A 12,159-nucleotide genomic window follows, 5' to 3' on the forward strand; every position below is an offset into this window, starting at 1 on the left:
CACCTGCACATCTTTGAAATCGCTGCGTGACTTGTCATTGCGAGCGAAGCCTGACTTGTCATTGCGAGCAAAGCGTGGCAATCCAGCTTCGCGCCTGTGCAGGCACTGGATCGCCGCGCTTCGCTCGCGATGACGGACTTCATTTTCACGATTGAACGCTGTCACAGCCATTGAAACCCACTATGACGCAAAAGGAGACACACCATGCAATACACCCACGAGCACCGCGAGATCCAGAACACGCTCAAGCGCTTCATCGAAGCCGAGATCAACCCCCATGTGGACGAGTGGGAAGCGGCCGAGATTTTCCCGGCGCACGAGGTCTTCAAGAAAATGGGCAATTTGGGTCTTTTGGGCCTGACCAAGCCCGAAGCCTTTGGCGGCGCGGGCTTGGATTATTCGTACAGCATGGCCATGGCCGAGGCACTGGGCCACATCGACTGCGGCGGCATCCCCATGGCCATTGGTGTGCAGACCGACATGGCCACGCCCGCCTTGGCACGCTTTGGCAGTGACGAATTGCGCGCACAATTTTTGGCCCCGGCGATTGCGGGCGACATGGTGGGCTGCATTGGCGTGAGCGAGCCCGGTGCGGGCAGCGATGTGGCGGGCATCAAAACCGTGGCCCGCAAGGACGGCGACGACTACGTGATCAGCGGCCAAAAAATGTGGATCACCAACAGCCTGCAGGCCGATTGGATGTGCATGCTGGTCAACACGGGGGAAGGCCCGATCCATAAAAACAAAAGCCTGGTCATGGTGCCCATGCGCGAAAACGGCAAGTTGCTGCCCGGCATCGAGGTGGGCAAAAAGATCAAAAAGATCGGCATGAACAGCAGCGACACGGGCTTGATTTATTTCGACGAGGTGCGTGTGCCGCAGCGCTACCGCATTGGGGCCGAGGGCCAGGGCTTCATCTACCAGATGCAGCAGTTTCAGGAAGAGCGCCTGTGGTGCGCGGCCAGCACGCTGCAATCCCTGACCAACTGCATCCAGTGGACGGTGGAATGGGCACAAGAGCGCAAGCTCTTTGGCAGCACCCTGGCCGACCAGCAGTGGGTGCAGTTCAAGCTGGCCGAACTCAAAGCCGATGTGGAGTGCCTGCGTGCCCTGACCTACCAGGCCTGCGAGCACTACATCGCAGGCGAAGACGTGACCGAATGGGCCACCATGGCCAAGCTCAAAGCGGGCCGTTTGAACCGCACGGTGCCCGATACCTGCTTGCAGTTTTGGGGCGGCATGGGCTTCACTTGGGAGAACAAGGTCTCGCGCATGTACCGCGACGGGCGTTTGGCCTCGATTGGTGGCGGTGCGGACGAGGTGATGTTGGGCATCTTGGCCAAGATGATGGGCATTGCCAAACGGCCTCAGAAATGAACACAACCATCAACATGACAGTGAGCAACGCGTTGCAGATCACGCGCGAAGGTTCTGTCGAGACTTGGACCATGAACGACCCGGCCACACGCAACGCACTGAGCGACGCGGTGGTGGACGGCTTACTGCAAGCCTGTGCGCGAGCCGCAGCCGACAACACGCTGCGCATCGTGGTGCTGACCGGCGCAGGCGGTGCCTTTTGCGCGGGTGGCAGTTTGGGCGGCTTTGCCAGCCTGATTGGCCAGCCCTTGCAAGACGGGCAAACCGACCCGTTGCTGGCGATGAACCGGGGATTTGGTGACCTGCTGCACGCTCTGAGCGCCCTGCCCCAGCTGCTGGTGTGCCGGGTGGATGGCGCGGCCATGGGCGGCGGTTTTGGCCTGGTGTGCTGCGCCGACCATGTGGTGGCCACAGCACGCTCGGTATTGGGCACACCCGAAGTCACCCTGGGCTTGACACCGGCGCAGATCGCGCCTTTTGTGTGGCAACGCCTGGGCGAGAGTGCTGCACGCCAGTGCCTGCTGCAAGGGCTGAGCTACACCGCCGCCCAAGCACTGCAAGTGGGTCTGGTCCATGAAGTGGTTGAGCAGCACAGCGACGAAGCCTGGCAGGCCATTTTGCAGCGCCTCATCCGTGCTGCGCCCGGCGCAGTGGCCAGCACCAAACAACTGCTGCGGCAACTGCGTGGCCCTGTGCCTGATTTGCGCGATGCCGCTGCACAAGCTTTTGCACAAGGCTTGCGCAGCGCCGAAGCCGCGCAAGGTCTGGCCGCGTTTGCACGCAAACAGCCTGCGCCTTGGACACTTTCTGGCAAGGACCCTGCATGACATCCACTTTGCCCACCACTGTGCCCAACACCGTAAACGCCCAAGTCACCCGCCTGCTGATTGCCAACCGGGGCGAGATCGCCCGCCGCGTGATCCGCACGGCCCGCCGCATGGGCATCCAGACGGTGGCCGTTTATTCAGACGCCGACCGCGACGCCTTGCATGTGCAAGAAGCCGACACCGCGTTCGCTTTGGGCGGCACCTTGTCGGCCGACTCGTATTTGCGCATCGACAAACTGCTGGCGGCAGCGCAGGCCACCGGAGCTGATGCGGTGCACCCGGGTTATGGCTTCCTGAGTGAAAACGCCGAGTTCGCTCAGGCCGTGATCGACGCGGGCCTGACCTGGGTCGGCCCACCGCCCGAGGCCATCCGCGCCCTGGGCAGCAAGTCGGCCGCCAAAGCACTGGCCCTGCAGCACGGCGTGCCTTGCTTGCCTGGCTACTTTGGCGCGGACCAAAGCGATGCCACCTTCACCGCACAGGCTGAGCAATTGGGTTTGCCGCTGATGGTCAAGGCCGTGGCCGGAGGCGGCGGACGCGGCATGCGCTTGGTGACCGACATGGCGCAGCTGCTGTCCGCGCTGCACAGCGCTCGCTCGGAAGCACTGGCCGGTTTTGGCAACGGCGACTTGCTGATGGAGCGCGCCTTGCTGCGCCCCCGCCACATCGAGGTGCAAATCATGGCCGACCAGGATGGCCACTGCATCCACCTGGGTGAGCGCGACTGCTCAGTGCAGCGGCGTCACCAAAAGATCATCGAAGAATCGCCAAGCCCGGCCGTGAGCGCTGCGCTGCGCGAGCAACTCGGGCAAGCGGCCATTGCCCTCGCACAATCGGCGGGCTATGTGGGTGCGGGCACGGTGGAGTTTTTGCTGGACGAGGCCCAAGCCGACAAACCGTTTTATCTCATGGAGATGAACACCCGGCTGCAGGTGGAACACCCGGTGACCGAGATGCTCACGGGGCTCGACTTGGTCGAGTGGCAGCTGCGCATTGCACGCGGTGAAGCGCTGCCCCTGGCGCAAGCCGATGTGCGCCTGCAAGGCCACGCCATCGAGGTGCGCCTGTGCGCCGAAGACGAACACTTCACGCCGCAGACTGGCACGGTGCAAGCTTTTGCAGCGCCAAAGGGCTTGCGCTTTGACCATGCGCTGCACGCGGGTGCAGTGGTCACGCCCCACTACGACGCCATGCTGGGCAAGCTGATTGCCCACGCGCCCACCCGCGCTGAAGCCATCGACCGCCTGCGCACGGGCTTGGACCAGACCGCTGTGCTGGGCCTGCCCACCAACCGCGCCTTTTTGGCCGCGTGCTTGCAGCACCCGGTGTTCCGTGCGGGTGAAGCCTTGATCCCTTTCCTGGCCGAACAGGCCGATGCGGTGCGCCAAAGCTTGCAAGCCACGAACGAAGCCCGCACCGTGGCCGTGCTGGCTGTGCTCTTCGCCGATCAAGCACCCGCAGCCGCGATGCCCAGCCCGTTCATGCGACCCGTGCGCATGGGCCTGGGTGAAGAGGTCTTGGCGCTGAACCTGCAGGAACTGGGGCAAGGCCGAGTGCGCATTCAAACAGGCGAGGCCACACACGAGGCCAGCGTGCAGCGCATCGCTGAACAACTGCACATCGACTTGAACGGCTGCCGCTGGCAAGCCCGCGTTGTGGCATGCCGGAGCACCACCAACGCTGTGCAGTGGCATGTGCAGCTGCAAGGCCACGAATGTTTTGAGCTGTGGCTCACCGACCAAAGCCACAGCGCGCCCAGCACAGGCGCCAGCGCACAAGCCGCGCAGTCGTTGCGCGCACCTTTCAACGGCAAGCTGATCGCACTGCATGTGCAAGAAGGCCAATCGGTCCAACAAGGCGACGCCGTGCTGGTGATCGAATCGATGAAGCTGGAACACATTTTGTGCGCCCCACGCGATGCGGTGGTGCACAGCCTCTCGGCCATCGTGGGCCAGCAAGTGGGCCCAGGCCAAGTGCTGGTGCAATGGAAGGACGCCGCATGAACAACGCTGGACTCACCACCGATTTCACCACCGAAGATCTGCAAAGCCTGCAGGCCACGGTGGAGCGCTTTGCCCGTCAGGCCATCGCCCCGCAGGTGCCCGCGTGGGAAGAAGCCGGTCAGTTCGACCGATCGCTTTACACACGAGCCGCTGAGCTGGGCCTGCTGGGCCTGGGCTACCCCGAGCATTTGGGCGGCACGCCAGCCCCTTGGCGAGCGCGCAACCTGCTGTCGCAAACCCTGGCCCGCTACGGCGGCAGCGGCGGCGTGATGGCCAGCCTGTTCTCGCTCAACATCGGCCTGCCCCCGGTCATGGCGCACGGCAGTGCCGAGCTGCAGACCGAAGTCGTGCCCCCGGTGCTGCGCGGCGAGCGCATCGCCGCACTGGCCATCACCGAGCCCGGTGGTGGCTCCGACGTGGCCGGCCTGCGCACCACCGCACGCGCAGACGGCAGCGACTATGTCATCGACGGCGAAAAAGTCTTCATCACCTCGGGCCTGCGCGCCGACTGGATCACACTGGCCGTGCGCACCGATCCGGCCAGCAAGGGGGCCAGCGGCATCTCGATGGTCGTGGTGCCCGGCGACACACCCGGCATTTCGCGCACACGGCTGCACAAAATGGGCTGGCACAGCTCGGACACGGCGCAGCTGCGCTTTGAGGGCGTGCGCGTTCCCCAACGTTACCGAATCGGCGACGAAGGCGCGGGCTTCAAGATGATCATGGGCAACTTCAATGGCGAGCGCCTGGCCATGTCGGCCATGGCGCTGGGCTTTGCCCAGGCTTGTTTTGATGAAGCCCTGGCCTGGAGCCGCCAGCGCCAGACCTTTGGCGCGGCCCTGATCGAGCGCCAGGCGATTCGCCACAAACTGATGGACATGCACATGCGCATCTCGTCCACCCAAGCCTGGGTGGATGCCGTGACGCAGCAAGCCGATGCGGGCCAGACGGGTGCCGAGTGGGTGGCGCAGGTGTGCCTGCTCAAAAACCACGCCACCCAAACCATGCAGTTTTGCGCCGATGCCGCGGTGCAAATGCTGGGCGGCATGGGCTACATGCGCGGCACGGTGAGCGAGCGGGTTTACCGCGAAGTCAAGGTGATGATGATCGGCGGCGGGGCCGAAGAGATCATGAAAGAGTTGGCGGCCAAGCAGTTGGGCATTTGATCCCATCCAAGAAAAAACCGCCAGGCCCTTGCGGGCACTGGCGGTTTTTTTGTGCAGCCGAAGCTGCATCGATCACTTGGCTTTGGGGTAGTCGGAGACGACTTTCCAGCGACCGTCCTGGATCTGCGACATGCGCGAAATGTTGTTGCCCAAACGCTTGGTGGGGCTGAATGTCATCTCGGGGCTGCCGAAGATGTCCGAGGGAATCTTCATGGTGTCCATGGCTTTGATGAAGGTTTCGGTGGTCAGATTGGCACCGGCTTTTTCAACCGCACGCAAATACGAATCCACGGCACCATAACCATAGGCCGAGAAGACGGTGGGGTCTTCGTTGAACATGGTTTTGTACTTGTTGGCCCAGAAGCGAATCGGCTGCGAGGCCTCGTCCAGGTAGGGCTGCTGCGAGGTCATGGTGGCATAGAAACCGTTCATCGCCGCACCACCCAACTTGTGAATCAGGTCGGTGTAGGCTGCGCTCGAACCGACGAAGGTGGGGTTAAAGCCCAGGCGACGTGCGGTGGCGATGCCGCCAATGGTTTCACGGATGATGGTGCCCATGACCACAAAGTCGCACTTGGCCGAAGCCAACTTTTGCATCTGCGATGCGAAGTCGGTCGCGCCGCGCTTGTAGGTGGTGACTTCAGCGAACTGCAGGCCCGCATCCTTCAAACCCGCTTCCGCACCACGGAAGACTTCCAAGCCGAATTCATCGTCTTGGTACATGGTGCAAATCTGCTTGGCGCCTTTTTCCTTGACCAGCGCAGGCACCGCCTGGCGCATCTGGTCGTAATAAGTGGCGGCGAAAGAATACTTGAGCTTGTGGAAGGGCTCGTACATTTCGCGCGCTGCGGTCACAGGGAAAAAGTTGACCACGTTCTTTTGGAACTGCACTGGCATGGCGGCCATGTTCTGCGCGGTGCCGATGTGGGCCACCATGGCAAAGATCTTGTCTTGGTTGACCAGTTTTTGTGCGGCCAGAACGGCGCGGCGTGGGTCATAGCCCGAGTCTTCGATCAGGAGCTTGACCTTGCGGCCGTTGACGCCGCCTTGCTCGTTGACCTCGTCCACGCGCAGCATCATGCCCAGGCGAACTTGCTTGCCAAAGCCCGCCAAGGGGCCCGACAAGTCCTGGATGGAGCCGATGACGATTTCATTTTTGCTCACGCCCTGGGTTTGGGCCATGGCGCTGCCTGCGGTCAGCGCCATCGCCGCGGCGATCAGACTGAGTTGGATTTTCATGGGGCTTGTCTCCTGTTGAAAGTGAAAAGTGAATCGGTCAGCGGTACATCGCCTCGATCTGAGGGGCGTATTTTTTCTCCACCAGTTTGCGCTTGAGCTTCATGGTGGGGGTCAACTCTTCGTCTTCGGCCGAGAGTTGGGTGTCGAGCAACCAGAATTTCTTGAGCTGTTCAACGCGGGCAAACTTCTTGTTCACACGCTCCATCTCGCCCTGAATGAGGGCCTGCACCTCGGCAGCATGGGTCAGGCTGGCGTAGTTGGAGAAGGGCACATCGTTGTCTTGTGCGTATTTCTCCACGTTTTCCTGATCGATCATGATGATCACAGTGAGGTAGGCCCGTTTGTCGCCAATGACCACGGCATCGGTGATGTACGGCGAGAATTTCAATTCGTTTTCCAGTTCGCTCGGGGTGATGTTCTTGCCCCCTGCCGTGATGATGATGTCTTTCATGCGGTCGGTGATGCGGAAAAACCCTTCCTCATCGACCACACCCACATCGCCCGTGTGCAGCCAGCCTTCGGCGTCGATGCTCTCGGCGGTTTTCTCGGGCAGGTTCAGGTAGCCCATGAACACATTGGGGCCGCGCACCAAGATCTCGCTGGTGACCGGGTCCAAGCGCACTTCGTTGAAGTCAGCGGCCGGGCCAATCGAGCCGGGCTTGATGTGGTTGGCTGGCACGCCAGTGGCAGCGCCACAGGTTTCGGTCATGCCCCAGACTTCCAACATGGGCAGACCCAAGGCCAAATACCAGCGCACCAGATCGGGCGAGATGGGGGCCGCACCTGTGACCAAAAAGCGGGCTTTGTGGATGCCGATCATCTTGCGCACATTGTTCAGTGCCAGCAAGCGCGCCACATGAAAGCGCGCCTTCAGGTGAGCAGGTACAGGCTTGCGCGACAACACCAACTCGGCCACCTGCTGGCCCACACCGATGGCCCAGCCATACACGGCTTGTTGAAAGCCGCCGGCTTCCTTGAGCGCGATCATCACGCCGGAATAAAACTTTTCCCACACACGCGGCACGCCGGTGAACACGGTGGGGGCAATTTCGCGCACGTTTTCGGGCACGGTTTCCGGGTTCTCGACAAAGTTGAGTTTGGCACCGGTGTAGAGCGAGAAATACTCGCCGCCCATGCGCTCGGCGATGTGGCACAGCGGCAAAAAGCACATGCACTCGTCGGTCTCATCGCGAGCGATCAGGGTGTTGTAGCCGCGCACGCTGTAGACCAAACCACGGTGGCTGTGCATGCCGCCTTTGGGTTTGCCAGTGGTGCCCGAGGTGTAGACCAAAATCGCCAAATCTTCGGGGCGGCAAGCGGCTGTGCGTTGCGCCAGCAGGTCGGGGTGGGCCGCCAGATGCTCGCGGCCCAAAGCGCGCAAGTCAGCGAGACTGATCACTTGCGGGTCTTTGAACTCGCGCAGACCGTCCATGTCGAACACAACGATTTTTTTGAGCAGCGGCAATTTGTCGCGCACGGCCAAGGCTTTGTCGAGTTGCTCGTCGTCTTCGACAAACAACACGGACGTGCCCGAGTCTTCGCTCAGGTAATGCACCTGATCGGCCGCGTCGGTGGGGTAGATGCCATTGGCCACGCCACCGGCACTGAGCACCGCCAGATCACACAGCACCCATTCGATGTTGGTGTTCGACAGGATGGACGCGGTGTGGTGGGCCTCAAAGCCCAGTGACATGAGGCCATGGCCGATCTCGCGCACGGCCTGTGCGGTTTCGTTCCAAGTCCAGCTGCGCCAGATGCCCAGCTCTTTTTGGCGCATCCACACATTGGGGCCGCGTGCGGCCACAGCGTTCCAGAAAATGGCGGGGATGGTCTCGCCCGCCATGACGATGTTTTTGTTAGGCGCAATGCGCGAGGCGTCCCAGAGGTTGCTCATCTCTTATCTCCAGGTTTTCTTCTTTTTCCAGCGGCGGTCGGCGCGCACGCCCTCTTCCTTCATGCCCAGATAGAACTCCTTGATGTCGTCCTTTTCACGCAAGCGGGCACAGCTGTCTTCCATCACGATGCGGCCGTTTTCCAGCACATAGCCGTAGTCCGAGGCATTGAGCGCCATGTTGGCGTTTTGCTCCACCAGCAAGATGGTGGTGCCGCGTTCGCGGTTGATGCGCACGACGATCTCAAAAATCTCTTTGGTCAGCTTCGGACTCAAACCCAAGCTGGGTTCGTCGAGCAAGATCAGATCGGGGTTGGCCATGAGGGCACGGCTGATCGCCAGCATCTGCTGCTGACCGCCCGAGAGCAAGCCTGCATCTTGCGCGGCACGCTCACGCAGGATCGGAAAGTAGTTGAACACCGCTTCCATGTCGCGGGCCACACCATCGCGGTCGTTGCGGGTGAAAGCCCCCATGAGCAGGTTGTCGCGGATCGACAGCAGAGGGAACACCTCGCGCCCTTCGGGCACATGCATCAGGCCGCGCTGCACGATGAGCGCCGGGTCCATGGCGGTGATGCTTTGGCCCTTGAATTCAACCGAGCCTTTGCGCGGGTCGATGATGCCGCTGATGGTTTTGAGGATGGTGGTCTTGCCCGCCCCGTTGGAGCCCAGCACGGTGGCGATTTCGCCTTTTTTGACCTGCAAGCTCACGCCCCGGATGGCCTTGATCGGGCCATAGGCGCTTTCCACGTTGAGCAGTTTGAGGACGATGTCCTCGGTCACGACGTCGTTCATGCGGCCTCCGCTTTGTAATTTTCGCGGCGCAGCGCAGACACATCGTCCACCGAACCCAGATACGCCTCGATGACGCCGGGATCGCTTTGCACCTGGCTGGGCGTGCCGGTGGCCAGCTCCTGGCCTTGGCTCATGGCCAGCACGCGGTCAGACACTTTGGACACCAGGCCCATGTCGTGTTCGACCATGAGCACCGAAATGCCCAACTCGTGTTGGATGTCGGAAATCCAGAAGGCCATGTCTTCGGTTTCTTCGACGTTCAAGCCCGAAGAAGGCTCGTCCAACAAAAGCAGCTTGGGCTCGGTGCACAGGGCGCGGGCCAGCTCGACCACCTTGCGCACGCCATAGGGCAAGCCCGCCACCATCGAATCGCGGTGGTGTTGCAGGTCCAGGAAGTCGATGACTTCTTCGACTTTCTCACGCGCTTCGACCTCGGCCGCACGGGTTTTGCTGCTGAAAAACATCTCGCGCCACAGCCCGGTTTTGCGGTGCGTGTGGCGACCGATCAACAGGTTTTGCAGCACGGTGGCGTGTTCGAACAGCTCGATGTTTTGAAACGTGCGGGCAATGCCCAGCCCGGCAATGTTGTGTGGCGGCTGGTCGGTCAGGCGCAGCGTGCCATCAGGCCCCGCATAGTCGATCGTGCCCGTGGTGGGCGTGTAGATGCGGCTGATCAGGTTAAAGACCGTGGTCTTGCCTGCGCCGTTGGGGCCGATCAGGGTGAACACTTCGCCGCGCTTGACGTCAAAGCTGACGTTGTTGACGGCCAACACACCGCCAAAGCGGACGCTCAGGTTTTGAGCTGATAAAAGGATGTCGTCGTTCATTTGAGGCGGTCCGACTTCTGGAAGGATTTCTGGCGCTTGAACATGCCACGGCGGTAAAACGGAAACAGCTGGAACCAGGTGCGTACCTTGAGCCAACGGCCGTACAGACCCAGCGGTTCAAACAACACAAAGGCGATCAGCACCATGCCATACACCGTGCCTTGCAAGCCGGTGGCACCGCCAATGGCAGCAGGCAAAAAGTCTTTGCCCATGGCAATCAGCTGGGGCATGACGATCAAAAAGATCGCGCCCAAAAATGCGCCATGCACCGAACCCAAACCACCGATCACCACCATCAGCAGCAAGTCGATCGACTGGATGATGTTGAACTGGTCGGGCGACAGGAACTGGATCTTGTGCGCATACAAAGCGCCGCCAATGCCGGCCAGCGCGGCCGACAAGGCAAAGGACAAGGTCTTGTAGCGGGCCAAGTGGATGCCCATGCTTTGCGCCGAAATTTCAGAATCGCGGATGGCGACAAAGGCGCGGCCGGTGGAAGAGCGCAGCAAGTTGAGGATGGCCAGCGTGGCCCCTACCGCCACCACCAGGCACAGGAAATAAAACGCTTCGGTGCTGTCCAACGTCCAGCCCAACATGGCCGGAGGATTGACGCTCAGACCTGCGTTGCCGCCGGTCATGTGTTCCCAACGCGCAATGCCTTCTTCGACGATGAAGCCAAAGGACAAAGTGGCCATGCCCAGGTAAATGCCTTTGACACGCAGCGCGGGCAAACCCACCACCACACCGGCGATGGCTGAGAACAGTCCCGCGCAAATCAGCGCCAGCGGAAAGGGCACACCGGCATTGACCATCACCGCTTCGGTGTAGGCACCCACCCCCAAAAAGGCCGCGTGCCCCATGGAAAACAGGCCGGTGAAGCCCGCCAACAGCATGAGGCCCAGGCCCACCACCGCGTAGATCAGCACAAAGGTCAATTGCGCCAGCCAGTATTCGGCCAGCACCCAGGGTGCGGCTACAAGAAACACAGCCAGCAGGCTGTACCAAAAGACATGGCCGCCATGCTTGGCCAGCGTGATGTCCTGGTTGTATTGGGTTTTGAAAATGAATCGCATGCGAGGGCCTCAGACTTTCTTGCGCAGTTTTTCGCCAAACAAGCCATTGGGCTTGAGCACCAGCATGAGCAAGACCACGATGTAGGGCGCGATGTCTTTCACGCCCTCGGGCAAATAGAAGCCGGACAAGGACTCGACGATGCCGATCACCAAGCCACCGACAATGGCACCGGGCAAACTGCCAAAGCCGCCGACCACCGCTGCGGGGAAGGCTTTGAGGCCAATGAAGCCCATGTTGGCGTGCACAAAGGTGATGGGCGCGAGCAGCAAACCCGCCACCGCCGCCACACCTGCGGCCAGGCCCCAAACCAAGCCGTTCAGGCTTTGCACCGGGATGCCCATGTAATAAGCCGCCAACTGGTTCTGCGAAGAAGCCTGCATGGCGATGCCCAGCTTGCTGTACTTGAACATGGCAAATAGCCCCAAGCAAAGCACAGAAGTGAAAGCGATCACCACCAGCTGCTCGGCCGCCACCACCAGCGCGCCCATCTGCAAAACCTGCCCGGCATAGGGCACAGGCATGGTGTGGGTGTCGGTGCCCACATCGGGGATCATGGTGATCAGGCCGCGCAGCACATAACCCACGCCGATGGTCAGCATGACGATGGAGAAAGCCGGTTGACCCAGGATTGGGCGGATGACCAAGCGTTCGAGCAAGACGCCAAACACGCCCATGGCCACGATGGCGGCAGGCACCGAGACCCAAAACGGGAAACCCAGCCACGTCATGGCGCCCAAGCCCGCAAAGGCCCCGACCATCATCAGGTCGCCCTGGGCAAAGCTCACCGTTTCGGTGGCCTTGTAAATCAGCACGAAACCCAGGGCAATGAGTCCATAGATACAGCCCTGAGCCACGCCGCTGATGAGCAGTTGCAGCACTTGCACGCTTGTCTCCTTTTTTGTACTTCTGTCGTCCTGCACCAGTCCGGATGGAACCTGTGGTTCATGCCCTGACCATTTG

Annotated in this window: 10 protein-coding genes; 4 read left to right on the top strand and 6 right to left on the bottom strand. The window is 61.2% G+C overall.

Annotation, left to right across the window (positions count from 1 at the left end):
- Positions 1 to 204: 204 nt before the first annotated feature.
- Genes B9Z52_RS05260 through B9Z52_RS05275 form a run of 4 tightly spaced genes read left to right on the top strand, consistent with a single transcriptional unit; the run spans position 205 to position 5,373 of the window.
- Positions 205 to 1,377 carry an acyl-CoA dehydrogenase family protein gene (locus B9Z52_RS05260; RefSeq protein ID WP_089952823.1) on the top strand — a complete coding sequence of 391 codons (1,173 nt, stop codon included), beginning with the start codon at positions 205 to 207 and terminating at the stop codon, positions 1,375 to 1,377.
- Positions 1,374 to 2,204: an enoyl-CoA hydratase/isomerase family protein gene (locus tag B9Z52_RS05265; RefSeq protein WP_233251826.1), complete on the top strand. Its 831-nt coding sequence runs from the start codon at positions 1,374 to 1,376 to the stop codon at positions 2,202 to 2,204. Before B9Z52_RS05260 ends, B9Z52_RS05265 begins: the two co-directional genes overlap by 4 nt.
- Positions 2,201 to 4,207, top strand: a complete 2,007-nt coding sequence (locus B9Z52_RS05270) for a biotin carboxylase N-terminal domain-containing protein (RefSeq protein WP_108412797.1) — start codon at positions 2,201 to 2,203, stop codon at positions 4,205 to 4,207. Before B9Z52_RS05265 ends, B9Z52_RS05270 begins: the two co-directional genes overlap by 4 nt.
- Positions 4,204 to 5,373: an acyl-CoA dehydrogenase family protein gene (locus tag B9Z52_RS05275; RefSeq protein WP_108412798.1), complete on the top strand. Its 1,170-nt coding sequence runs from the start codon at positions 4,204 to 4,206 to the stop codon at positions 5,371 to 5,373. The genes B9Z52_RS05270 and B9Z52_RS05275 overlap by 4 nt, the downstream gene beginning before the upstream one ends.
- 72 nt (positions 5,374 to 5,445) lie before the next feature.
- Here the strand turns inward: B9Z52_RS05275 and B9Z52_RS05280 are convergent, their stop codons facing one another.
- From B9Z52_RS05280 to B9Z52_RS05305, 6 genes are read right to left on the bottom strand one after another with little or no spacing between them, the layout of a single operon-like run.
- Positions 5,446 to 6,612: an ABC transporter substrate-binding protein gene (locus tag B9Z52_RS05280; protein ID WP_108412799.1), complete on the bottom strand. Its 1,167-nt coding sequence runs from the start codon at positions 6,610 to 6,612 to the stop codon at positions 5,446 to 5,448.
- Between the two features lie 37 nt (positions 6,613 to 6,649).
- Positions 6,650 to 8,506 carry a long-chain fatty acid--CoA ligase gene (locus tag B9Z52_RS05285; protein ID WP_108412800.1) on the bottom strand — a complete coding sequence of 619 codons (1,857 nt, stop codon included), beginning with the start codon at positions 8,504 to 8,506 and terminating at the stop codon, positions 6,650 to 6,652.
- A gap of 3 nt (positions 8,507 to 8,509) precedes the next feature.
- On the bottom strand, positions 8,510 to 9,298 hold the full coding sequence (locus tag B9Z52_RS05290; RefSeq protein ID WP_108412801.1) for an ABC transporter ATP-binding protein: 789 nt from the start codon (positions 9,296 to 9,298) through the stop codon (positions 8,510 to 8,512).
- Positions 9,295 to 10,125 (bottom strand): ABC transporter ATP-binding protein, encoded by an 831-nt coding sequence (locus tag B9Z52_RS05295; protein WP_108412802.1) that lies wholly within the window; start codon positions 10,123 to 10,125, stop codon positions 9,295 to 9,297. The genes B9Z52_RS05290 and B9Z52_RS05295 overlap by 4 nt, the downstream gene beginning before the upstream one ends.
- Positions 10,122 to 11,198: a branched-chain amino acid ABC transporter permease gene (locus B9Z52_RS05300; protein WP_108412803.1), complete on the bottom strand. Its 1,077-nt coding sequence runs from the start codon at positions 11,196 to 11,198 to the stop codon at positions 10,122 to 10,124. The genes B9Z52_RS05295 and B9Z52_RS05300 overlap by 4 nt, the downstream gene beginning before the upstream one ends.
- Before the next feature lie 9 nt (positions 11,199 to 11,207).
- On the bottom strand, positions 11,208 to 12,083 hold the full coding sequence (locus tag B9Z52_RS05305; protein WP_108412804.1) for a branched-chain amino acid ABC transporter permease: 876 nt from the start codon (positions 12,081 to 12,083) through the stop codon (positions 11,208 to 11,210).
- Between the last annotated feature and the right edge of the window lie 76 nt (positions 12,084 to 12,159).

It is taken from the genome of Limnohabitans sp. Jir72, assembly GCF_003063575.1.
Lineage (GTDB): Bacteria > Pseudomonadota > Gammaproteobacteria > Burkholderiales > Burkholderiaceae_C > Limnohabitans_A.

Coding starts and splice junctions, on each gene's coding strand:
- B9Z52_RS05260 (WP_089952823.1), top strand. CDS start 205: ATGCAATACACCCACGAGCACCGCGAGATCCAGAACACGCTCAAGCGC.
- B9Z52_RS05265 (WP_233251826.1), top strand. CDS start 1,374: ATGAACACAACCATCAACATGACAGTGAGCAACGCGTTGCAGATCACG.
- B9Z52_RS05270 (WP_108412797.1), top strand. CDS start 2,201: ATGACATCCACTTTGCCCACCACTGTGCCCAACACCGTAAACGCCCAA.
- B9Z52_RS05275 (WP_108412798.1), top strand. CDS start 4,204: ATGAACAACGCTGGACTCACCACCGATTTCACCACCGAAGATCTGCAA.
- B9Z52_RS05280 (WP_108412799.1), bottom strand. CDS start 6,612: ATGAAAATCCAACTCAGTCTGATCGCCGCGGCGATGGCGCTGACCGCA.
- B9Z52_RS05285 (WP_108412800.1), bottom strand. CDS start 8,506: ATGAGCAACCTCTGGGACGCCTCGCGCATTGCGCCTAACAAAAACATC.
- B9Z52_RS05290 (WP_108412801.1), bottom strand. CDS start 9,298: ATGAACGACGTCGTGACCGAGGACATCGTCCTCAAACTGCTCAACGTG.
- B9Z52_RS05295 (WP_108412802.1), bottom strand. CDS start 10,125: ATGAACGACGACATCCTTTTATCAGCTCAAAACCTGAGCGTCCGCTTT.
- B9Z52_RS05300 (WP_108412803.1), bottom strand. CDS start 11,198: ATGCGATTCATTTTCAAAACCCAATACAACCAGGACATCACGCTGGCC.